Raw genomic sequence first — 21981 nt, 5'->3', positions numbered from 1 at the left:
TCACTTCATCCGTTTGTGTCGATCACATAGGCATTTCTGTCCAGGCCATTTATGTCGTCTCCATTTTTCAATGGAAATACGAGTTTACTCGCCGAGGGACAGTCCCTCTTAAGTTCCTTTGCCTCACCTGAAGTGATAACGAATCCGCGTCCCCCAAGAATCAGACCAGTACTGGCTAACAGAGCATTCGCCTTGAGAGGAATGGCAGCTGACACGTTAGCGCCAACCGATAGATCAGCCTTAATCTGACCACGGCGTCCCTCAAACGTGACAATCGAGGATCCATCTGGTTGAGGCACTTCATCAATCACGGATAGCAGACTTCCGGGGGAGCTACCCGCTACCCCGACGGACATTGCGATGCGAACTGCAGCACCATCAACAGTGTCTACCCAAGGGTGATCCGGGACTGCGAATGCCAATGACAACGGCAATTCTGCATCCAGATGCATCTGAACTACGCGTCGCGCGAACGTCTGACGCAAGCTATTGGTTGTAATGAGGCCAAAGCGCCGCGCCTTGGCAGTACGAACCAAAGTGGCTGCTTTGTGCCACCAATAGAGCACAAAGTCGGCTGACTCGGGTACTGGAGGGTAAGCAGCACGGAGCGTTTCAGCATATCCATCGCCAAGATCCTCCCGCAATTTCACTTTTCCAAGAAAGGGCGGATTCCCCACAATGAAGTTTGCGTTTGGCCACTTCGCTGGGCGTGGATTCTTATACGTCAACAGTGGCACACGCTTGGACTCATCCGGCACATCACGATTCGTCACCAAGTCAGTCTTATAGCTCCGCCGATCCCACACGGTGCGGATGTGGCCGTGCTCATCCCGTGCGGGTTCAGGTTCACCATCGTACTCCAGCACGGCGTCGCGGCATTCGATGTTCTTGAAGGTCTTCAGCACGGGCTCTTCCGGGAGAGTCTGGCCGCGGGTGCGGAAGTGCCACTGAAGGTAGCCAATCCAAAGGACGAGTTCGGCGATGGCGGCGGCGCGGGGGTTCAGCTCGATGCCGAGGAACTGATGCGGGTCCACGGTGTGGGTGGTGAGATCCAGCCGCTGATCCACGCCGAGGTCGGTGGCGAGATCGATGACTTCACCCTCCAGGCGCTTCATATGCTCCAGCGCGACGTAGAGGAAGTTTCCACTGCCGCAGGCGGGATCAAGCACGGTGACTTCGCAGAGCTTGTCATGGAAGGCATTCACCAGCTTGCGAGCGCCCTTCATGTCATCCTTGTTCGCCAGGGTGATGGCGGCGACGCGGATGCTCTCCCACTCCTCGCGGAGGGGCTCCATGACGGTGGGCAGCACGAGGCGCTCGACATAGGCGCGCGGAGTGAAGTGAGCTCCGAGTGCATGACGCTCCTCCGGCACGAGGGCACGCTCCAGCAGTGTGCCGAAGATGGCGGGCTCGACATTGCGCCAGTTCGTCTTCGCCGCCTGCTTGAGCAAGCCCAGCTGCATGCCATTCACGGGAAGCACGGTGTGGTCAGCGAAGAGGCCGCCATTGAAGCGGAGGAGCTTCTTCCGCAGGACGACGGAGATGCTCTTTCCCGTGCCGTGGTTCATTTCACGGAAGAGAGTTCCAAGGAGATCCTCAAAGCCGGTACCATCGCCGGGGACGGAGGCGAGCAACTCGGTGAAGGAGCCCTCAGGCAGCAAGCCCACGTCCTCCGCGAACATGCAAAAGAGACAACGTGTGAGGAACTGGGCAACGACCTCGGGCTCATGCCCCGCCTGCTCCAGGGACTTCGCGAGCTCCGCCAGATAACCGGCGATCTCGCGGGTGACATCCGCTGAAACCTTGGAAGGATCCAGCGAGGTGGGATTCGTCCAGATGAGGTGGAGACGTTCGCGAATCTTGTCATTCGCGAGGTCCTTGAGCTTGATGCGGAAGGTGCGCGGATCGGGGAATGGGAGGTAGGCCTTGCCATTCTGGGTGAAGTCCGCATACACCTCAATGGTGTGCCCCACGTCACACACGAGGAGGAAGGGGGGATTCGGCTCTTCCGCTGGGAGGGATCGCACGTAGCGCTCGGCCTGCCCCTTGGCACGGACCATGGCGTCATCCCAAGCGCCGGTACCACGCAGCGGTCCTGATTTCTTCTTCTCCTCCACGACTCCGGCCTTGAGCGCGGCGAGCTGGAGCATGGACTGCTCCTCTTTCTTTGCGGTGTACTGCTTTGACTCCAGGACAAAGTGAGAACGCTTGTAGAGATCGATGTAGTTCGTATTGCTGGTGCCTGGCACTTTGACGGGGTACTCGAAGCTGTAGCCGTCTGCGTGGGAATTGGAAGGAGACGGCACGCCTAGCAACTGGGTCAGGCCGATGAGAAAGGCTTGGGAATTCGCCCGCTCATTGGCTTCGGCCTTGGCCCAGTGTTTGATGAATACTTCAGGAAGCATGGTGTTCAGTTCGTGACCCTCGTGCTAAAAAAGCGGATGGTATGGAAGGCACTCTATCAAGTCAATGCGTGCTACTGAGAAGATTGAAAGTCCAGCGCTGACGGCCATGAAGGGTTGCGCGGGATGAGAGCGATGAGCGACTTGCTACAAGATGCAGGTGGAACGTCAGCCCCGTGCAGGTGGCGAGGGTATGGGCGGTGGACGAAGGGGCTCCGCCCTTCCCCAAGACGGGATGAGAGTAAGAGATGAGGCAGTCGAAGGACGAGGACGAGGACGAGGACGAGGACGAGGACGAGAACGAGAACGAGCACGAGCACGAGGACGGGTAATCCAAGAACCGAGTGCTATGCGATCACGGGTGCGAAGGAATCCACGATGGGCTGGAAGTACTGCTGCGAGGTCGCATAGTCGGTGCACTCATAGTCGTGCAGGCTGGCGCGGACGAGCCAGGAGTGGCGGGTCATGCGCAGGCAGAGGATGCGATAGCCATGGGCGCGTGCGAGGCAGTCACTGCCGGAGATGGCGGTGCCGTCTTCCTCGTGCGCCCACTCCTCCAGTATCTCCCACTGGTGATCTGCCATGGCGTGGAGGTTGGTGATTTCGTGATCGCGCCAGGTGGCGAGGGCGGTGAGTGCGGGGATGTCTGGATCCGTGCGGTCGAAGACGGAGAGGTAGGCGGCCTTGGTGCCATCTGCGGACTCGAAGTAGAAGGGCGCGGGGCGGTCACGGTCGCCCTCCGGGGGCTTGTAGGCCCAGTCGCCGGGGAGCAGAATCTGCCACTGGTCGGTGCCGATGGTGTGGTAGGAGTCGGGCATGAAAGTGAGAGTTGGGCAATTTACTTTTCCTGACAATCGGTAACACCGGTCCGGTCGCTTAAAATGGTTGCGGCGGAGGGTGGGGTCGCCATACTGTTCACATGAACAAACGGCTACCCTCTCTCGTCCTGCCGCGGGCCTCGCAGGCGTGGGGATACTACTGAGATTTCTTCTTCGTGGACTTGGCGCCGGTGGCCTTTTTCCCCTCGTCGGGGATGAGCGCGCGGAGCCAGTCGGCGAGGGTTTTTCCCTCGCGCCTGGCGGCCTCCATCATGGCGGTGGCTTCCTCTTCGGTGGCGTAGAAGCCGACCATGCGTTTCCCGGCTTTTCTCTGATTGGGCATGCGGTGACTCGACACCCTTTGAAAAGATTCTTCAACAAATTTCTTGCGGGTGTATAGGCACCCGTGTATTAGGTGTCTATACACCGAACTATGAATGCAATTGTGTATGTCAATACCCCGCTGGAGGCTCCGGAGCACGCCGCTCTGGCAGCGCTGGCCAGGCGGGAGGGTCGGGCCAAGGGGCAGCAACTCCGGCTGCTGGCCATCCAGGCCATGCGGCGGAATCCGATGCCTGCCGGCTCTGACTCGTACGCCGCACATGTGGCTGCGCGGAAGCAGGCGACTGCGAAGGCGAATGCGAACCTCAGCCATGCGGGCGATGATGCCGACGCGGGTGATGCCCGCCCTTCCCTCCAGGAAAAGAAGGGAGCGCATGACGGTGCGAAGCGGGCGCGTGGATCTGCGGCAGCGAGCGCGCATCTGGCCACGGCTGGCGACGCTCTCCCGGCTGCCACCGAGGAGCCGCGCGCTGCGGAAGCGCGCACGCGTGTGAATGCGCGTGCGAGCACGAGCAGGGGAATGAAGCGGAAAGGAGGAAGGGCATGAGCACGCGCACCAGCCACCCTTCTGCGATGGCCACCACCTCCGCCTCGGGCCCTGCGCTCAGCACGGCGCGTCGCACAGGACGGACTGACACTGGCATCATGCTGAACCCTGCCGAAGTGGCTCTGCTCCGCGTGAGCGCGAAACCCGGAGTGGAGGGGAATGAATTGATTCTCTGTTCCGGCATCACTGTCCCGCTCACCTACGCAGAGGCTGTGGCCATAAGGGAGAATCTCCTGCGCGTGGAAAAATTTGCCGTGAACGACCCGACCTTCCGGAATGGGCTGTTCGAAATCGTCAGCTGAGGTCGCTGCAGCTGCCCTCCCCATGAAGGACCCACGTTGATACCTGCACGACCACCATTTCCATCCATTTATGCTACACCATCCTATCAGCGACCCACCTCCACTCCGTGGCGGCGCGTCGGGTTCCATCTACAGCGGGTGCTATGCCATCTCTGCGTGTGAGGTGGCGGCGGTACGCATCGGCACGGGACGCGGAGCGCGGCATGAAATCATCCTGCGCAGTGGGGTGCGCCTGCCGGTGCCCTATGCGCAGGCCACGCACCTGGCGGACAAGATTTGGGACGGCGTGTGGGCGGATGGCACCGCACCACGGCGACGGAGCAGCAGAAACAGCAGCGGCCACGCAGGCACACGCCCGCGAGAGGGAGCGAGCTCACGAGGCAAGTCCCCTGCCTCTGCCCCAGCCAGCTTGCGCCAGGCCATCACGCAAACGCCCACGAAGGGGAAGAGATAATGCAGCACGATAACCTTCTCGATAACACTCCAATGAACGATCAACCCACCACGGCCGCCACGACCAACACGGCCACCGCCGCGTCTTCGGCCACCCTGAAGGCACAGGCAGCCCAGGCGCAGCCCCAATGGGCGAAGCGCAAGACCGGACCTGTGGGCCGCTGGAGCACGCTCTGGCCGGTGTATGCGGAGCTCCGTGGCCGCGGCTTCACCATTCGCGAAGCGGTGCACTGGCTCATCCAGGAGGGCGCAGTCAAACAGGAGGACCGCAAGAAGGCGGAGTACGGCCTGCCCATGGTAAACTCGCGCCGGCGCAAGGAAGGCGTGGTGGCCGCCACCCCGAAGGCCGCAGGCACGCGGAAGAGCAGAAATAGGAGCAAGGGGACGGATGGCGCGAAGGCACGCACAGGCGCAGGCGCAGGCGCACCCGCCACTCCCCTTCCCTCTCCCAGCCGCCGCGGCAGGCAGGCAACACAGGCGGCCTGACCCGCAGCCATCACTCCATCACTGAACTCCACCCGATCCTCTCATGTTCTCCTACACCATGCTTCACCTTCTCTATGCGCTGGACCCCATCACGGCGCCGTGGCCGGTCGCGCTCCTCATGCTTTTCGCCGCCATCCTTCTCGGCCGCCGGCTGTGGCAGATGCTGTGGAGGGGGTAAGGCTGCGAGGGTTGATGGTCTATGGTTGATAGCTGATAGCCTGAGTTACTGAGGGCCTGACCGGCTCTTTACAAATACTCTGTGTTTCTGTGTCTCCGTGCCCTCTGTGTTGAATCCCACGCAGGTGACCACACATCAGGACGGGTGCTCTCCTTGCGAGGCGAGCAATGCTCCAAACGTCAGGCCGGAGGCCTAACGACCGCTGTCAGGCGGGGACGCCTAACCTCCTTCACCATCAGGCTATCAACTATCAACCATGGACTATCAACCATCATCCCATTTGTCCCGGAGAGGCGCTGCGCAGTCGCGCGGCCGTGCGTGAGTGACCGTAGAGCTGCTCACGTAGACTAGACTGAGAAACCAACGCCGCCCGAGATGGGTGGCAGGCAGTCAGCGAGAAGAAGAAGTTGATGCTGCTGCTGTGGTTGCAACCGGCATCCGCCTTCGAGGCATCCTCCCCTGCAAAGAAAGGGGCGGTTGCGAACCACCACCCATCTCCACACCAGGGCCACGACGCCCCTCCATGCCGGCGCCCTCCGGGACATCCCCTTCTGAAATTTCAAATCTCAAATCTCAAATCCACCACACTTATGAGTAATCCCTCTGACTGGAACACGACGGACGAACGCGAAGATAATCACGAAGACGAGCGCGAGAACGCTTACATGAACGAGCAGGAGCAGGAGCAAGAACTGGAATATGCGGAAGAGGACGATGAGGGAGACGGCGATAAGGGCGAGGACCTGCACGAGATCGCGGAGGTCCAGAGCTGCCTCGGTGCCGTGGTCGGGGCCATTGCCTTCTGGCTCGGGCTCGCGCTCTCCGCACTGTGCTTCAGCCTGATATTCGCGCTGACACTCGCGCTCGTCTGAGAGATGCGGTGGCTGTAAAGGCCGCCACGATGCATCGCTGCTACTCGTGGGAGTGGCGGGTAGGAAAACCCGCCAACCACTGTCCGGTCTGGAGACCCGACTTCCTTCAACTTCAACACCCGCGCATGTCGCTGCCTCTGTCTCTACCTCTGCCTCTGCCAGTCACTTCATGAGTTATCCACGACTTCCCAAGTTCCAAATCCAATCCCGTCCCCAAACAACCACCCACCCACCATTTCCAACTGTTATGCAATCGACGACATGCAACTCTGCACAAGACCAGGCTCTGACCCAGGCACAGGCTCCAGCTGAAGCTGAAGCTGAACTTGAAGTTGAAGTTGGGGCCGAAGCCACCCGCACCGTCACGGTGACGCACGCTGATGTTTCTGCTGGTGCCGCTGTGACTGCGACTACAGGCACCCCTTCTCCGGTCACGAGTCCCCAGCGGGCGACGCTTCCCGCGAAGCCTTCCGCCTTGATCCGTGCGGCGCTGGCGGACCTGCGCAAGGTGGAGGGGCGGCCGGATATCTATCGCATCAATATGGATGTGTGGCATCGCGAGCACCGCACGGATGCGGTGTGCGAGGTGTGCCTGGCAGGCTCCGCCATTTCCCAGAGCCTGGGCGCGCAGCCGAATGAGCATCGCGGTCCGGAGGACTTTGACCAGGAGACGACCTGGAAGCTGTATGCGCTGAATGAATTCCGCGTGGGCAATGTCTTCGATGGCCTGTGCTACCTGGACTGCGCCGACCGCTGGCTGGGCGCGGATACACGACGCGTGGCGGACTATGCGGAAAGCCCGTCTGGATTTCACCGGGATATGCAGAAGCTCGCGGGTGATTTGGAGGCGGCGGGGATGTAGCCGGTGGGACAGTAGGACGGTGAGCGGTGCGACGGTAATCAATACGACGGTGGCAGACCCTGCTGAACACCTCTGCACCATCACTCGTCGTTATGCGCCTGCTTAAGAGTCCACAGCCTTGTAGTCCAAGCTGACACCGTCGCACCGCTCACCGCTCACTGTCGCACCGACTCAGGCTATCAACCATCAACCTTCGACTATCAACTATTCGTCCCTTTCCCCATGTCCTCTCGTGATTCCATTTCCGCTGCCGCCGCTGTGTCTATGCCTGCGCCCGAGACGGTGGCCTATCATCAGACGCACCTGGTCTATGGATTGCCCGCGTGCCCGCTGTGCGGGTGGCGGTCACTCCTGGTGCGGAGTTATGGGCGGGAGCGTGTGCGCCGCAGCTACTATGTGGCGTGCGAGCACTGCGCGGATGTGGAGGGAAACGGGAGCATCGAGGGCCCGACGCGGGACTCGGCGGAGCTGGCGGGCAAGGCCTTTAATGAGGCGATGCGGCGTTATGCGGAGTCCTTCATGCGCGGGGATGATGGGGAATATTGAGGAGGCTGAAATGCGGATGGTGGAGTGAGGTGAGATTTAACGCAAAGCAGCGAAGCAGCAGAGGATTGAGGGATGATGAATGATGAGTACAGGCGCCATCTTGCGTGCAGCACCGCTTTGGCAGATGAACGTAAGGACAGGGATACGGAAGCGGTGCCGAAGGCCTTGGACTGCGCGCAGCCTGCTGCCGCTTTCCTCAAGTGCAGCCTGATGCACGCTTCACAGCGACGAAGTCGCCAAGCTTTCAGGACGCGTCACCTTACGAGCGAGTGTCACCATCGCCACAGCAGGCTGTGGACTCTGGAAAGCGGCAGCAGGCTGCACGCAGTCCAAGGACGCTGCGCGTCACGGCTTCTGGGTCCTTCGCGTGAGGCCACCACACGCATCACTCCATCACTCCATTTATGAACAGGCATGAACACACAGACCTGCGGGGCTCGCCCAGGCACAGGCAGCGACTGCGGCTGCAGCAGCATCTGCATGCGCCGACGCTGGAGGCGGTGATTGACATGCTGTACCGGGCAGATGGGGTGAGCGGTGTGGCGGAGGCGATACGCCTGGTGGACGCGATGCGGCCACCGATGGAGATCACGACGATGGGTGATCTCTTTGGCCATGTGGTGGATGAGGGAGATATAACACCAAGCCTGACGCTGGGACACAAGCACGAGCAAGAGCAAGAGTATGATGACTCGTGTGAGATCTGCGGGGTGCGGTGTGCGAGCACGGGCTTCGCGCCACATCCGGGGCTGTGTGTGCGCTGCACGGCGAAGGTGCAGCAACTGCAACGGGAGAAGCCACCCGCCTATCATGAAGAAGAAGAACATGACGACTGAACGCCTTTCCCCTGGTGAGTATGAACGCCGGTATGCGGACGCCTGTGTGAAGGCGGATGTGGTGCCGGCGCCGGTGATGGCCCCGGCGCTGAGCGAGGAGGATGGTGAGGATGAACCGGAGTCTGCGGTGGCGCCGGTTCATCTGCGTGGCTTCTGTCGGAAGAGCGTTCGCGGAGCGCGTGGGAGGCGGGTTAGGAAACTGTGATGAGATGGGATGAGATGAACAGGGAAATGGCATATGACGAACCCATGCAGCGCACCAGGTCGCTTTGCGAACTGGTGGCCTGTGTTGATCTGCACTGCGGCCCTTCCCTGATAGAATCACCCGCTGTTTCCTGACCTGATGTGCATGAAGGGCAGGAATTCGAAGGCCATCGCTTCCCTAAGACAAGGGCGGCGAGGGCATGCTGGTGCTGTGCGCGACGTGAGGGCACGAGATAAGACGAGAATTTCGATAGCAACTTTGACGACTTATGAGGACTAGCGAACTGGAACTTGAACTGGAAGACGAGGAGGGCGCTCTGGCGGGAGCAGCAACGGCGACTGCAGCGCAGCGTGATGCACCGGCGTTTGACTTCTACTGCGAGCGGTGGACGCACGGGACGCGGCACCTGACGAAGGTGGAACGCTGCGACTATCTGGACCTGCTGCTGCACCAGTGGACGAATGATGGCCTGCCGGCGGACCTGGACCTGCTGGCGCGGCTGGTGGGGTATCGCAAGGGCTCGCAGATCTCGCCGCTGGTGCTGGAGAAATTCCCCGTGGCTGCGGATGGGAAACGACGAAACGTGCGGCTGGAGCATGAGCGGGAGAAGCAGCGGGACCGCATCCGCCGGCGGCGGCAAGGTGCAGCCATGACGAATGCGAAGCGCGAGGCACGCAAGGCTGCGGCCTCTCCCACTGCCCGCGTCCCTGGAAAGGCCGTGTCCTCCGGCAGAAATCAGAAGACGCATAGCGATACGCTCAGCGATACGCTCAGTGATACGCTCAGCGTCACGCCTAGCGAACGCTTAGCGTGCGCTGAGCGCGACGCTAGCGTTACGCCACCACCCACCACCCACCACCCACCCCATGGTGATCTTGCTGTCTCTCCCCCTTACCCCGCGGGGGCGGGGTGGCCTACGTCGGAGACGCAATGCCGCTCCCTTGCGGTGAGCCTGGGTGTGGACCCCGACTACGCAGCCACGATTTGGAACGAACACGACTCAACAGGCGACTACACACGTCGAGACGAGCACGGTGTGTCGAGGCCTATCGTGAAGTTTGCGGGCTACCTGAAGTTCCGCTGGTCCTGCCGGACACGGAAGAACGATGACGCCAAAGCACTCGAGAAGACGAAGGCCGAACTGCGGCGACAGACGGGAGCGAATGGAAATGGCCACAGTGCTGCCTCTCGCACCAGTGGTGGAGGTACAAACGCGAACGGGAACGAACGCGGACATGGAAGCGGAAGCAGACCCATGCATGCGGAACGTGGACAGCGAACAGGCGAGATCCAAACGGATGTGAATGTGAGCAAAGTGAAAATCTATCGATTGGAGGACTGTGAAGATGAGTGAGCCCATTTCCTGCTCGCGCTGTGGTGCGTCTGTCGAAGGTGTGAGTGCTGAGGAAGCGCGCAGCCTGCGGTCCATTTTCAACCGTGCTCCGCTGGTCCTCTGTGAGGTGTGTGTGGCGGAGAACAAGACCGGCTGGGAAGAGAAGCAGAAGCAGGTAGAGATCCGTAAGACCCGGGACTGGTCGGAGGAATGGCCCCCGCGTGCCATCGCTGACCTGGAGTTGCTCAAGGATGCTCCGCTGCGCATGGTGCGGACCATTCAGAAGAAGCTGCAAGCAAACCGCGGCACGTTTGCGATTCTCGGTGATCGCGGGCGGGGGAAGACGGTGATGGCGGTGTGGCTGGCGGAGCAGCGTCGACAGCGCGGGCAGAGTCCGGGGGTGTATGTGCGCTCGCACGATCTCTTCGCGACCATCCGCCGCGCGTGGCATCCGCAGAGCCAGGAGGATGAGTGGACGGTGCTGGAGCGTTATCGCAAAGCACCCTTCCTCGTGATCGATGAATTCCAGGAGCGCAGCGAGAGTGAGTGGGAGAATCGCACGCTGGTGAATATCATCGACCACCGTCACGCGAACATCCTGCCCACGGTCTTGATTGCGAATCTGACTGCGGAAGCCTTTGGCAAATCCGTCGGCGCCTCGATGGTGGACCGCATCGGCCAGACGGGTGGCATGGTGGAGTGTGCGTGGGAGAGCTTGAGGAAGGTGGGGTGAGTGGTGAGTGGTGAGTGGTGAGTGGTGAGTGGTGAGTGGTGAGTGGTGAGTGGTGAGTGGTGAGTGGTGAGTGGTGAGATGGTGGGTTATGGCTCTACGGTGGTGGTGTCTGAGAATGGAGATAGCTCAGGCAGGAGTTTCGCCAAGCCTGCTGGAAGTGTGCGGTGAAGCCAGTCGTGTGCCTGCACGGCGCGCGCCTTGGAGCGGGATACCCACTCGTAGTGCACGCTTCCTTTGCGTGCCTGCCATTTTTCGGACTGCATGCTCTTGAAAGCGTCTACCGACACGGTGGTTGAACAATAGAAGTCCACCATCAGGGTGCCCCTGGCCGGGACGGTGAATGCCTCTATTCCCCTGCGCCCCACATGAGCACTGGAAAGTAGCCCTTCCCCCTTCGATTCAAGTTCCTCACGAAACGTTCCCGATATCAACATCACGTCCACACCGCTGGTGTTCCGCAGTTCCATCTGCATGGACTGATAGTATCCCTCTTCGAATGGCCCCCTCTCCATGTTCCCACCCACATGGCGGAAGCGCAGCGGATTCTCCGGCCGCCAGGCACTCACGAACTGCCAGCCGAGCACGGCGAGCAGCATGATGAAGATGGAGGCGATGAAGAGTTTCGCGCGGCGGGACATGGGAGATTTTTGGCTTGGGACTTGGTAGGTGAGATTTCACCATGGTCCAGTCCGAGTTCGAGCTCTGTGAGAGGGCCCGCAAAAAAACGGTCGGTGCGTTCTTGTGATGCGGAACCACCCAGCGTGAGTCTGCCTGAAGGAGGCTCCGCGCGACGAAGCTCCCGACCAAAGCGGTGCTTCGCACACGCACTCCAAGGCGCTTCGCGCAAGGTGGTGAGTCGCTGAGTCGTGTCTAGCAGCGAGGGTGGGTCAGATCACGAGACGCTTCTGATTTTGATTCAGATTCATGTTACACCAGGGCGAGTTGAAAACAGGTCTCTCACGCGACGAACCTGCCCAGGGTGTTGCAGAAGGCCCAAGGAGCGGGAACGCCTCGTTCCCGTGGGTGAAAAGGTCTATTGGAGTGTATCTATCGAAGTACTCTCTTGGAATAGTACGCGTGCTCGACATGCCACATCACCCAGCATGGTGGCCGCTGACGGGAACGAGGCGTTCCCGCTCCTTGGGCCTGTGCCATGCTCGTGTATCCATGGATACCTCGATGGCGTGAACCACTCCAGGGAGTCCGATGTTTTGCAGACAAGGACCCGGTTTCAACTTCCTTTGGTAGCAACCTGATGTGCATGCGCTTCGCGGGCCTGCACGCAGCCCAGGAACGCGCCTTCCCCATGATTTCACACGGTGCGATAGGGTGTGATATCATCAATCACCACCTCCGCCCACCACCCTACGGCGGTGGGAGCTGCACCTGGGGAGGTGTGCGGGGTGCTTTTGATAACGAGGGTTCCGTGGATGATGGGAAGGATGGCGCCTGCGAGGGGTCCAGGGGTGGCGCGGGGGGCAGCTGCAGGGTGGTGCGGTCCTGGCCGATGGTGGGCTCGGGGACGAGGTGATACCACGTGGGAGAGAGGCTGGTGCGGAGGTGGTCGAGGGCTTCGATGGCCTGGTACTTGATGCGGGAGGCCCAGAGGTACTCGACCTGAGCGCTGCCGTCGCGGAGGCGGGTGTAGCCTTCGTGGTCGAGCATGGCGATGCCGGAGAACTGGCCGCTGGCGGGAATGAGGATGTACTCGGGACTGGTGCTGATGCCGGAGTTGATCTGCAGCTCGGGGGTGATGACGCCCAGGCTGTCGTCGCTTTTGCCGGTGTGGCTGGTGTCGTAGAAGCTGGCGACGAGGAGGTGGATGGGGGCGCGGCTGGTATTCTCGATGGTGAGGGGCACCATGACTTCGTTGTCCACGGGCACAGGCGCGTGCTCACCGGGCGTGGGGATGAAGCGCAGCGGGCTCTGCGGATGCCAGGTGAGGCCGAGGTAGATGGCAGGGACGCTCAGCAACGCCAGGAAGATGGCGACGAAGATGAGCTTGGCACGGCGGGACATGGGGGGCTATCTATGATTTACGATTTTCGATTGATGATTTTGGATTTGGTTTCGGAGAGACTAGCAGAGGGATGAGGATGCTGCGCGTAAATGAAGTGTCTTTATGGGAACTGTATGTGGGCCTCATGCATGTCGAAAGACTCGTCCGGAAATAAGGTGTTGATCTTCAGGTATGCGAAGTCTCTTTGGAAGCGGACCACTGCGCGAATGAAGGCAGCCCTGCTGGGAGTGACGGTGAAATACCTCATGGTGGCACCCTTCAGATCCTCCGGAGAGCGGTCGCGGACGAGTGACACGATGAGTTCGCAGGTGCCGTGCGGTGGGATGATGGCCAGGGGCTCGGCGGAGCGATGCGGGGGACGCACCTCGCCGATGGAAGGATTGTCGTACTCATCCTCATCACCGTCCTTTTCTTTTGGGGGGAATGGGATCGCCATGATGAGGCGGATGGTGGCGGAGCTGGTATTTTCCACGGTGACGGGGTAGTCCACCATGCGCGCGCCTTCGCCTCCCGAGGGAACCGACCGTGGGGCAGTGATGCGGAAGCGCAATGGATTTGCCGGTCTCCAGTTGAGGTAGAGATGCACCATCACGAGGCACACGATGGCCATGAGGATGCAGAAGAGGATGACCTTCGGGCGGCGGAACATGAGCACTGGAGATTTGAAATCTGAAATCTGAAACTTGAGATCTCAAATTTCAGATGGGGGAGTCTAGCAGAGGGATGGGGACGCTGCCCGTAAATGCATGGAAGTGTCTTTTCTTTACTGGAACTCCAGAGGGGTACGATGCGTGTCGGGGGCGAGATACGGGAACAAGGGGTCGAGCTTCAGGGAGGGCAGGGTCTTTCTAAGGTGGACGACGGCGTTGTAAATGGCGGCCTTGCTGCGCGAGGTGGAGAAATAGCTGATGTGGGCATCCTTCAGGTTCTCGAGGGAGAATTCTTTAGGGAGTGGCAGCACGACTTCGCAGGTGCTGTGCGGTGGGATGACGGTGAGGGGTGTGCCGGCGGAGGCTGAGTAGGGAATGTGCACGGAGCTGACGTAGGTGTTAGCGGCCTCATCGGGTTTCACATCCTTCGCCGGAACGAACACGTCCGCCTGGATGAGGTGGATGGTGGTGGAGGTGGTATTCTCCACGGTGACCGCGTACTCAATGCCCGGCAGGGCCTCCGCAGCTGCGGTGCGTGGGGCGGTGATGCGAAAGCGCAGCGGGTCCTCCGGCGACCAGGTGAGCACGAGCTGCACCGCCACGAGGCTCGCGGTGGCCACGAGGACGAGGAGGAAGATGAGCTTGATGCGGCGGCGGGACACGGGCTATTGATGATTTATGATTGATGATTTTTGATTGGGGATTTCAAAACTCAGCCCTCTGGCTGGCTCAGGGCTGAAGTTGCGTCAGCCACTCGGGAGCACACATTTGCGCTATGAGCACAAAGCGTATGATGGGAAAACGACTCTTCGACCAACCATGCGCATCGGTCGCGAGGTCCCTGACCTTCGATGTGCAATCATATCTTACCATGAGTGGGGCGGGGTCTTCGAGGGTACCGCGTAGAATTTCTGTAGCGGGCACCTTGAGATGGACTGTGCCGCCCGCCGGAATTTTGACACTGCAGGGAGGCTCCACGAGGTAGCCGGGACGCAAGGTACGGAAGCGTGGCTCCAGACGGGCACTACGCAGGGTCAAGGGCACCAAGGTGGTATTTGTCACCGTGAATTCCACGAGGAAGGGATACTCAGGGAGGCCGGGAGCAGGAGTCGCGGGAGTGACAGCCACGACCCGAAAGCGGATGGGATTCCCCGGATCCCACGATAGAAACAGATACACCATGGGAATGCCGAGCAGCACGAGGAAGACGGAGAGGATGGTTATACTCGGGCGGCGGGACACGGGCTATTGATGATTTACGATTGATGATCTCTGATTGGGGATTTCAAGGATTGACCGGTGGAGATGCGGGCTGGAGGGGTGTCTCCCACCTGGTCATCTCTGTCCGGGGAATCAGTTTCCGGTACTTTTCAGGACATTCAAAGTACAGGCGGACCAGGGCATCCGCCACGTATCGCTGGGAGGCTGACGAGCAGTAGTACTCCACGGGGATGGGCTCACGTGCGAGGACGCCTTGCTGAAAATGCCCGGTGACGGGTTGCTTGAACCGGACGGTACGGCCTGCTGGAATCTTGAAATCGCTTGTATGGTCGAGAAGATAATCCGGTTTCCCCGTGGGATGTGGAAATGCCGGACGCGCGAAATGCAGAGTCATGGGCACCCTGGAGGTATTCGTCACGGTGAACTCCAGCAGATAAGGATGATATTGCCTGCCGGTAGCTGGAGTGGGTGAAGTGACAGACACCACCTGAAAGCGGAGGGGGTTCTCCGGCTTCCATGATTGAAACAGATACACCGCGAGGATGCCGAGCAGCACGAGGAAGAGCGCGGTGATGAGGAGCTTCGTGCGGCGGGACATGGGGGCTATTTATGATTTTTGATTTATGATTTTTGATTTGTGGGTGGCGGGAGATCCATGTCGATGGTGTCTTCGAACGGAAGCATGTGGGGCAGGTGGTCTGCGAGGGATTCAGGCAACCTTTCACGAAGCCAGATACATGCACCCGAGGTCGATGCCTGGACGTGGGAGCCCCACTGGTACCGCATAACCCCGTCCCGGAGGCGGAGTTTCCCCGCTTGCAGGAGATTGAGGTCCGCCGTGGCCAGCACGGTTGCGGAATGAAACTCCACCTGGATGGCGCCGCCTGGGGGGATGGGGTGCGCTTCAATGTGTCCCGGAGGCGCAAACCATTGGGCACGGAATGCCTCCTTTCCTTCTGACGAGTCTCCGATGAAATGTCCTGAGATGAACAGTACGGTGGCAGCACTGGTGTTCCGCACTTCCATCATCATTCTGCTGTGGTATTCCTTTTCCACCAAGCCACCCGGCGACGGGAACGCGTAATAGGTGGCCTTCTCATCCAATTGGCGGAAACGCAGTGGATTCTGCGGATGCCAGGCGAGGACGACGTATGCCATGGGCATGGCCAGCAGCACGAGGAAGAGCGTGGTGATGAGGAGCTTCGTGCGGCGGGACATGGGGGCTATTTATGATTTTTGATTTATGATTTATGATTTTAGATTTGGGAGCTCACGTCTGAAATCTCTTTCCGGGTGGAGCGTCAGTGTGGGTGGGTGGCGACTCGTGGTGCGGGTGGACGAAGGGCCTTCGGGCTATCCAGATTCGGGCGAGGCATTGTTGTTGTTGTTGCTGTCGTCTTCGTCGTCGCAATCATCATCCGTGGTTTGAGACTTCAAGTCGGAAGATGGGTGTGGGTGGGGATGCGATGAAGAGCAGGAGCTCTGATTATTCACTGGGGCCGGGGGTGTTTGGCGGGAGCTCGAGGGGGATGGTATCGTGGCGCATGCCGGGCGCAGGGAGGTGAGACCGGAGCCTCGTGGGAAGGTAGGGGTACATGCGCTCGCAGGCCTCCAGGAGCTGGTACCTTTCGTCGGTGGTCCACTCATACTGCACGGGCGCGATTCCGAGGCTGAGTTCCACTAGGCGCCCGGATGGGGCAGAGGCAATACAAGGGACGGTGCTGCGTGGTGGAATGACGATGACATAGCCACGGAGGGGGGAGGATGCACCAAGCAGCCCCTGCTCCTCATGCGAGAGATAGGCGAGGGTGTATTTCTTCGATGGGCCCGCGCTGAGCACAGCCGCCGTCGCGAGATACACGGTGGAGTTGGACGTGTTCTCCACGGCCATGTGAACGTACTCCGCGCCACTCTTGGGCAAGCCCACGGGAAGCATGTCGTGCTCCAGGTAGGCGATGGGGCGGAACCGCAGGGGATTCACCGGCAGCCCGAGGACGACATAAAACGCGAGCGCCAGGCCAAGCAGGATGACGGTGATGATGCTGGCTGCGAGAATGCCTCTGGAGCGGCGGGGCATGGGCTCTTGATGATTTGAGATTTGAGATCTGAAATTTGAGATCTCAAATCTGGAATCTATTCCTGGTGGGCCGGGTCGATGATGAGCGGGGTCACGAATTCATCCTTCGCGCTGGTGAATGGATCCGCGTCCCGGTGCAGGAGTGACGGGGCCATGCTTTTCAGCTTATAGAAGATGTCTTTTGTCTTCTCTTTGGTCTTGCTGAATGCCCTGTAGGAGACCTCGAAGTCCTCGCGTGTCACGCGCTGGGCCGTTGCCGGATCCACGAGGACCTGCACGCGGGCGGTGCCCTGGGGCGGGATGGGAGGTCCTCCCCACATGGTGTAGACGAGCTGTCGGGGACCCCCGCTGCGCGCCCGCAGCTCTACCCCGCCGAGGTGGACGGGGCGACTGCTGGTGTTCTGCGCCTCGAGGAATATGGGCACCAAAGGAGTCGAGGGAGAGCTGCCAGAGGGGGTGAATAGCGACTTCTGCGGTTCGCCACGCTCCAGGTACCGGAAGGTAAAGGGGGCTGCCACTTGCCAGGTGAGCGCGACATAGATCGCGGGAAGGCCGAGCAGGAGGAGGAAGACGGAGAGGATGGTTATCTTCGTGCGGGGGGACATGGGCTATTGATGATTTGAGATTTGAGATTTGAGATTTCAAATCTGAAAACTCATTTGGAGGAACGTCAGGGCGCGGAACTCATAACGGGGCGGGGAATAATGACCGGTGGGCCTTCGAGGGCGGCGGGGCTATTCTGGAACGGGATTGGGGGGAGCTTCGCGAAGCCGAGTTTTTCAGGAAGGCGGGCGCGCAACCAGTTTTGCGCATCGATCGCCCATTTCCTGGGAGGACTGGCACAATGAGGGATGAGTCTTACCTTGTCCGGCCCGAGTGTGCGGGCGGCTGCCGGATTCATGAGCACTTCGAAGCGGGTCACGCCATGGGCCGGAATGGATTGCGCGGACAAGCTTGGTACGGCTGACGAAGATCTGGCCGGCGCTTTGCGCGAGTGATAATTCAAGGGAAAATATCCATCAGGCGATGACGAACCCGGCGTGTACTCCCGGATGATCACGTTCGAGAGGTAGACGGGATACGGCTTGGTGTTTTCCACTTCGAAGATGAGAGGAATGACGGTCTCAGGAGGCATCATGGGATGTCCCTGTGCCATCTCCTGCGGAAGCGCGGTGACGCAACGGAAGCGCAGGGGCTGATCCACGGACCAGAAGAGGATGGCATACCCCACGGGAATGCCGAGCAGCACGAGGAAGAGCGCGGTGATGAGAAGCTTCGTGCGGCGGGACATGGGGGCTATTTATGATTTATGATTTATGATTTGAGATTTCAAATCTGAAATCGTTTTTGGAGGAATGTCAGGGAGGTGGTGGGGATGGCGGGGAGCTCATGACGGGACGAGGAATAACGACCGGCAGGCCTTCGAGGGTGGCGGGGCCTTGCTGGGATGATGACACATAGGGGAGCCTCGCAAACCTGAGCGTTTTGCGCAGGCGTGGGTGCACCCAGTTTCGCGCGTCGTATGCCAGCCTTCTGGGAACACTTGCCCAAAACGAGACGAGTTTGATTTTGCCCGTTTCAAATTCGCTGACGGTTTTCGGACGCATGAGCACTTCGAAGCGGGTCACGCCGTGGGCGGGAATGTATTGCCCGTACAGGCTCGGAGCGGCCCACAAAGATTTATCCCGCACGCTGCGTGTGACATAGTCCATGGAAAGGTATCCATCCGGCAGTGGCGACTCCGGATAGTATGCCAAGATACTCATGTCCTGGAAGTACACGGGGTAGGGCCTGGTGTTTTGTACCTCGAAGATGAAGGGGACGACCGGCTCATGAGGCAGCGAGATAAGCAGCTTGCCTGTATCCTCCGGAAGCACGGTGATGCAACGGAAGCGCAAGGGCTGCTCGATGGACCAGAAGAGACAACCGTACACCACCGGTACCGTGAGCAGCACGATAAAGAGCGCGGTGATGAGGAGCTTGGCGCGGCGGGACATGGGGAGATGCGGAGATGCGGAGACGGAGTGAAAAGGGATAAGTGAAAAGAGAAATGGGGGATGAGTCGAGGCTGTAGATAGGATGGGACTGGGTGATGGCGTCACTTGCCACTCCCCTGCCCTGGGGATGGCTGGGGGGAAGCGGTGGCGGGGAGCGTGAGTGGGCTGCGGTGGCGCTGCAGATCTGGTGCGGGAATCAGTTTCTCAAGCCAGTCCGTGGTCTGGTAGATGTGTTGTGCCCAGAAGGTGTGCGCCTTCTCGCCGGTGCCGGAGCGCCAGTGATAGTTCACATCAATATCCTGCAAGGCCTTCGGTGAATGCACGTCCTGGACCACGATGTAGGCGCGGCACTGCATGGACCCGCCCGGCGGCAGGTAAAGAGCACTGGAGGGGTCCCCAGGGCGGTCCTGCAACCGCGGGACGATGCCGCCTACCACCTGGAAGGCAGCACTGGCACCGCTGGCATTTTTTTGCTTCAATCCCGCGAAGGTGAGATAAACGGGCAGCTTGCTGACATTCCTCACGGTCAGGTGGAGAATGCCGACCTCCTTCACTCCGCGTGAGGGTTCCATCTCCAGGCGCACCGCTTCGAAGCGCAGGGGATTCTCCGTGCTCCAGGTGCAGGCCACATAAATCGCAGGGGTGGCGAGCAGCACGAGCAGGGTGATAAGGATGAGGAGCGGGGTGCGGCGGGGCATCGCTATCGATGATTGGGGATGGATGAGCTCAGATCGAGAACGTTTTTTCGGTATCGCGTCGACGGAGTGGCAGGGACTCACCATGACCCAGCATTCCAGCATGACTCCTGGGGTGGACGATGCCGTGGCGAAGCGGAGCCGGGGCGACAGCCCTGTATGAGGATCGGGGCACTCCTGCCAATAAGCACTAACATAAGATGGATTCTCGACGGTGGTGAGTGGCACCGGTCGGTGCTGAGTCAGTACGCGGCCCGAAGGGTCGCACGAATCCAGCGCAGGGATGATGGGCCCGAACGGGACCGATTCCCTGGGACAGGGCATCTCAACATGCATTGCGCCCTGAAAGCGGCGCCAGAACGGCCCGGCACACCTCAGGCCCATCGCTCCGGCCTTTCGCAGTAGACTGCGAAGCACAGTCGAAGCGGTTCCGCGGACTACGTCCTTCAAAGGCAAACGCCCCTTCACCGAAGATGCGGTAGGGATGCGCTCCTGCGCGTCCGAAAATAGGGGGCGGAGGCGGTCTGGAGTTGCAGCACGAAACGGCCTCGCGACGTGGCATCCCCTGCCCCCACCTCCGCCCGCGATCTACGGACGCGCAGGAGCGCATCCCTACCGTCCATTTTTGTGGAGGGACGCTAACGTTTAGAGTTAATGGTGCCTCAGGGGCTCGCGGGTGTCTTTGTTTCGACGATGAAACATACTTCAAGGCAAGCGCCCCTTCACCAAAGATGCGGTAGGCATGCGCTGGACAAGCTCATGGCGCGTCCGACTTCAGGTGGGCGGAGGTGGTGTGGAGCTGCGGCACGAAGCGGCCTCGCGACGCGGCATCCCCTCCCCCGCCTCCGCCCGCGATCTACGGACGCGCAGGAGCGCATCCCTACCGTCCATTTTTGTGGAGGGACGCTAACGTTTAGAGCCCATGGTGCCTCAGGGGCTGACGAGCGTGTCAAAAAGGCGACAAAAGGCCTCCGGGCTATCCATCGTTTGGTGAACTGTCCTCGTCATCGTTATCCCAGTCCCTATCTTAGTCATTATCCGTGGTTTGGATAGCCGGCGCCATTCAGGGTTGCTGAGTCGAGGCGGCAGGGGAAGCCTCCGGAGGGTGAGCCGGGGCTTTTAAGAGCGGGGTCACGGATGCGTCCACGCTTGAGGGGATGAGATTGATGTCGATGTGAAACGGCAGGAACAGTTTTTCCCTCAACCACCGGTCCAGGTCATAGGCGGTGCTCTGGGTCCCGCTGACCGAGAGGTAGGAGACGTCGAGCGATTCGCTTTCCAGGCGCTGGAGATTCGCCACAGGCACGTAGGACACCAGACGGACGGTGCCATGGCGGGGAATGGGACCCCGCCTCCACTCGATACGGGCACATGGCGGACCTGCCCTGTCGAGCTTTCCCCTCACGTCTCCGTCGATGAGGCTGATGGGCACACTCGTCGTATTCTGCAGCTCGATGTATATCGGCACCATGGGTATCTCCTTGCCTTTTCCACCTGTAAAGAAAGGGTCTGTAGTCTGCATCTCCGTGCCCGCTCCGCCTGTCATGAAAGGGTGTGCTGGCCGCATCTCCACTTCTCCATGCCCGACATAGCGGAAGCGAAAGGGGTCTGCCACATGCCAGGTGAGCGCGATGTAGGCGACGGGAATGCCGAGCAGCACGAGGAAGAGGGAGGCGAGGATGAGCTTCGCGCGGCGGGACATAAGGAGCTGCGGAGTGAAAAGGAAAACAAAGGCACAGAGTGGGTGATGGTGTCACTTACCACTCCCCTGTCCCGAGGATGGCTGAGGGGAAGCGGTGGCGGGGAGTATGAGTGGGCTGCGGTGGTGGGCATCTCCGTGTCGTAAGATTCGACTCTTCGCCGGTCCCATGAGCACGTGACTGTACCCGGTCCAGAGGGAACACACCCGCTCCGCAGTATCCGAGCGCCAGTAATAGCCCACGTCGATATCCCGCAATGCCTCCGGTGCCCCCACCCCATCGACTGAGATGTAGGCGATGCACTGCATGGATCCGCCCGGGGGCAGGAGAAGAGGACGCGGACCCTTCTCAGGACGGTCCTGCAAGTCCGGCATCAAGGCGCCTATCTGCACGGCATCCGCAGCGGCGTCGTGAGGATTCTTCTGGTGCAATGACGCGAAGGAGAGATGGACGGGCAGCTTGCTGACATTCCTCACGGTCAGGTGAAGCAGGTCGTGCTTCGTACTTCCGACGGGTGACGGGTCCTTCTCCAGGCGCACTGCTTCAAAGCGCAACGGATTCTCCGTGCTCCAGGTGCAGGCTACATAGATCGCAGGGATGGCGAGCAGCACGAGCAGGGTGAGGGCGATGAGAAGCTTGGTGTGGCGAGGCATGCGCTGTTTATGATTTGAGATTTGAAATTTGAGATCTCAAATCTCAAATCTCC

Annotated in this window: 29 protein-coding genes; 12 read left to right on the top strand and 17 right to left on the bottom strand. The window is 60.2% G+C overall.

Going from position 1 to position 21981, the window contains the following annotated elements:
- Positions 1 to 5 precede the first annotated feature (5 nt).
- From G5S37_RS10840 to G5S37_RS10830, 3 genes are all read right to left on the bottom strand, one after another.
- Positions 6 to 2405, bottom strand: coding sequence for a class I SAM-dependent DNA methyltransferase (locus G5S37_RS10840; RefSeq protein WP_206026386.1), 2400 nt, complete (start codon positions 2403 to 2405; stop codon positions 6 to 8).
- A 344-nt stretch (positions 2406 to 2749) separates the two neighbouring features.
- Positions 2750 to 3220 carry a hypothetical protein gene (locus tag G5S37_RS10835; RefSeq protein ID WP_165203612.1) on the bottom strand — a complete coding sequence of 157 codons (471 nt, stop codon included), beginning with the start codon at positions 3218 to 3220 and terminating at the stop codon, positions 2750 to 2752.
- A 157-nt stretch (positions 3221 to 3377) separates the two neighbouring features.
- Positions 3378 to 3563: a hypothetical protein gene (locus tag G5S37_RS10830; protein WP_165203610.1), complete on the bottom strand. Its 186-nt coding sequence runs from the start codon at positions 3561 to 3563 to the stop codon at positions 3378 to 3380.
- Positions 3564 to 3653: 90 nt separating this feature from the next.
- Between G5S37_RS10830 and G5S37_RS10825 the strand changes: the two genes are divergently transcribed.
- From G5S37_RS10825 to G5S37_RS10775, 12 genes are all read left to right on the top strand, one after another.
- On the top strand, positions 3654 to 4109 hold the full coding sequence (locus G5S37_RS10825; protein ID WP_165203608.1) for a hypothetical protein: 456 nt from the start codon (positions 3654 to 3656) through the stop codon (positions 4107 to 4109).
- On the top strand, positions 4106 to 4411 hold the full coding sequence (locus tag G5S37_RS10820) for a hypothetical protein (protein WP_165203606.1): 306 nt from the start codon (positions 4106 to 4108) through the stop codon (positions 4409 to 4411). The genes G5S37_RS10825 and G5S37_RS10820 overlap by 4 nt, the downstream gene beginning before the upstream one ends.
- A gap of 70 nt (positions 4412 to 4481) precedes the next feature.
- Positions 4482 to 4865, top strand: a complete 384-nt coding sequence (locus tag G5S37_RS10815) for a hypothetical protein (RefSeq protein ID WP_165203604.1) — start codon at positions 4482 to 4484, stop codon at positions 4863 to 4865.
- Positions 4866 to 4897: 32 nt separating this feature from the next.
- Complete coding sequence (locus G5S37_RS10810) at positions 4898 to 5350, top strand: hypothetical protein (protein WP_165203602.1); 453 nt, start codon at positions 4898 to 4900, stop codon at positions 5348 to 5350.
- 43 nt (positions 5351 to 5393) lie between these two features.
- The gene (locus tag G5S37_RS32665; RefSeq protein ID WP_276617035.1) at positions 5394 to 5528 is read left to right on the top strand and encodes a hypothetical protein; all 135 of its coding nucleotides are present in this window, start codon (positions 5394 to 5396) and stop codon (positions 5526 to 5528) included.
- Between the two features lie 590 nt (positions 5529 to 6118).
- Positions 6119 to 6400, top strand: a complete 282-nt coding sequence (locus G5S37_RS10805; RefSeq protein WP_165203600.1) for a hypothetical protein — start codon at positions 6119 to 6121, stop codon at positions 6398 to 6400.
- Positions 6401 to 6800: 400 nt separating this feature from the next.
- Positions 6801 to 7262: a hypothetical protein gene (locus tag G5S37_RS10800; protein WP_165203598.1), complete on the top strand. Its 462-nt coding sequence runs from the start codon at positions 6801 to 6803 to the stop codon at positions 7260 to 7262.
- 222 nt (positions 7263 to 7484) lie between these two features.
- Positions 7485 to 7808, top strand: coding sequence for a hypothetical protein (locus G5S37_RS10795; RefSeq protein ID WP_165203596.1), 324 nt, complete (start codon positions 7485 to 7487; stop codon positions 7806 to 7808).
- A 404-nt stretch (positions 7809 to 8212) separates the two neighbouring features.
- Positions 8213 to 8644 carry a hypothetical protein gene (locus G5S37_RS10790; protein WP_165203594.1) on the top strand — a complete coding sequence of 144 codons (432 nt, stop codon included), beginning with the start codon at positions 8213 to 8215 and terminating at the stop codon, positions 8642 to 8644.
- The gene (locus tag G5S37_RS10785) at positions 8634 to 8849 is read left to right on the top strand and encodes a hypothetical protein (RefSeq protein ID WP_206026385.1); all 216 of its coding nucleotides are present in this window, start codon (positions 8634 to 8636) and stop codon (positions 8847 to 8849) included. Before G5S37_RS10790 ends, G5S37_RS10785 begins: the two co-directional genes overlap by 11 nt.
- A gap of 268 nt (positions 8850 to 9117) precedes the next feature.
- Complete coding sequence (locus G5S37_RS10780; protein ID WP_165203590.1) at positions 9118 to 10203, top strand: DUF1376 domain-containing protein; 1086 nt, start codon at positions 9118 to 9120, stop codon at positions 10201 to 10203.
- Positions 10196 to 10915, top strand: a complete 720-nt coding sequence (locus G5S37_RS10775; RefSeq protein WP_165203588.1) for an ATP-binding protein — start codon at positions 10196 to 10198, stop codon at positions 10913 to 10915. The genes G5S37_RS10780 and G5S37_RS10775 overlap by 8 nt, the downstream gene beginning before the upstream one ends.
- Before the next feature lie 86 nt (positions 10916 to 11001).
- On the opposite strand, the gene G5S37_RS10770 is transcribed toward G5S37_RS10775, so the two are convergent.
- The 14 genes from G5S37_RS10770 to G5S37_RS10705 form a co-directional block, all read right to left on the bottom strand.
- Positions 11002 to 11553 carry a hypothetical protein gene (locus G5S37_RS10770; RefSeq protein ID WP_165203586.1) on the bottom strand — a complete coding sequence of 184 codons (552 nt, stop codon included), beginning with the start codon at positions 11551 to 11553 and terminating at the stop codon, positions 11002 to 11004.
- A gap of 727 nt (positions 11554 to 12280) precedes the next feature.
- On the bottom strand, positions 12281 to 12934 hold the full coding sequence (locus G5S37_RS10765) for a hypothetical protein (protein ID WP_165203584.1): 654 nt from the start codon (positions 12932 to 12934) through the stop codon (positions 12281 to 12283).
- A gap of 101 nt (positions 12935 to 13035) precedes the next feature.
- Positions 13036 to 13584: a hypothetical protein gene (locus G5S37_RS10760; protein WP_165203582.1), complete on the bottom strand. Its 549-nt coding sequence runs from the start codon at positions 13582 to 13584 to the stop codon at positions 13036 to 13038.
- A 114-nt stretch (positions 13585 to 13698) separates the two neighbouring features.
- Positions 13699 to 14247 carry a hypothetical protein gene (locus tag G5S37_RS10755; RefSeq protein ID WP_165203580.1) on the bottom strand — a complete coding sequence of 183 codons (549 nt, stop codon included), beginning with the start codon at positions 14245 to 14247 and terminating at the stop codon, positions 13699 to 13701.
- A 67-nt stretch (positions 14248 to 14314) separates the two neighbouring features.
- Positions 14315 to 14827 carry a hypothetical protein gene (locus G5S37_RS10750; RefSeq protein ID WP_165203578.1) on the bottom strand — a complete coding sequence of 171 codons (513 nt, stop codon included), beginning with the start codon at positions 14825 to 14827 and terminating at the stop codon, positions 14315 to 14317.
- A gap of 43 nt (positions 14828 to 14870) precedes the next feature.
- Positions 14871 to 15404, bottom strand: a complete 534-nt coding sequence (locus G5S37_RS10745; protein ID WP_165203576.1) for a hypothetical protein — start codon at positions 15402 to 15404, stop codon at positions 14871 to 14873.
- A 23-nt stretch (positions 15405 to 15427) separates the two neighbouring features.
- The gene (locus G5S37_RS10740) at positions 15428 to 16024 is read right to left on the bottom strand and encodes a hypothetical protein (RefSeq protein WP_165203574.1); all 597 of its coding nucleotides are present in this window, start codon (positions 16022 to 16024) and stop codon (positions 15428 to 15430) included.
- Positions 16025 to 16292: 268 nt separating this feature from the next.
- Complete coding sequence (locus tag G5S37_RS10735; protein WP_165203572.1) at positions 16293 to 16883, bottom strand: hypothetical protein; 591 nt, start codon at positions 16881 to 16883, stop codon at positions 16293 to 16295.
- A 56-nt stretch (positions 16884 to 16939) separates the two neighbouring features.
- On the bottom strand, positions 16940 to 17488 hold the full coding sequence (locus G5S37_RS10730) for a hypothetical protein (RefSeq protein WP_165203570.1): 549 nt from the start codon (positions 17486 to 17488) through the stop codon (positions 16940 to 16942).
- Positions 17489 to 17553: 65 nt separating this feature from the next.
- On the bottom strand, positions 17554 to 18174 hold the full coding sequence (locus G5S37_RS10725; RefSeq protein WP_165203568.1) for a hypothetical protein: 621 nt from the start codon (positions 18172 to 18174) through the stop codon (positions 17554 to 17556).
- A 67-nt stretch (positions 18175 to 18241) separates the two neighbouring features.
- Positions 18242 to 18880 (bottom strand): hypothetical protein, encoded by a 639-nt coding sequence (locus G5S37_RS10720; RefSeq protein ID WP_165203566.1) that lies wholly within the window; start codon positions 18878 to 18880, stop codon positions 18242 to 18244.
- 101 nt (positions 18881 to 18981) lie between these two features.
- Complete coding sequence (locus G5S37_RS10715; protein WP_165203564.1) at positions 18982 to 19578, bottom strand: hypothetical protein; 597 nt, start codon at positions 19576 to 19578, stop codon at positions 18982 to 18984.
- 1060 nt (positions 19579 to 20638) lie between these two features.
- Positions 20639 to 21277: a hypothetical protein gene (locus tag G5S37_RS10710; protein ID WP_165203563.1), complete on the bottom strand. Its 639-nt coding sequence runs from the start codon at positions 21275 to 21277 to the stop codon at positions 20639 to 20641.
- A gap of 51 nt (positions 21278 to 21328) precedes the next feature.
- A complete protein-coding gene (locus tag G5S37_RS10705; RefSeq protein ID WP_165203561.1) occupies positions 21329 to 21928 on the bottom strand; it encodes a hypothetical protein in 600 nt (199 codons plus the stop codon).
- Positions 21929 to 21981: the final 53 nt, after the last annotated feature.

This window comes from Roseimicrobium sp. ORNL1 (assembly GCF_011044495.1).
GTDB lineage: Bacteria > Verrucomicrobiota > Verrucomicrobiia > Verrucomicrobiales > Verrucomicrobiaceae > Roseimicrobium.
Note: the sequence above shows the minus strand (reverse complement) of the source record. Positions and strands in the feature narration are given on the sequence as shown.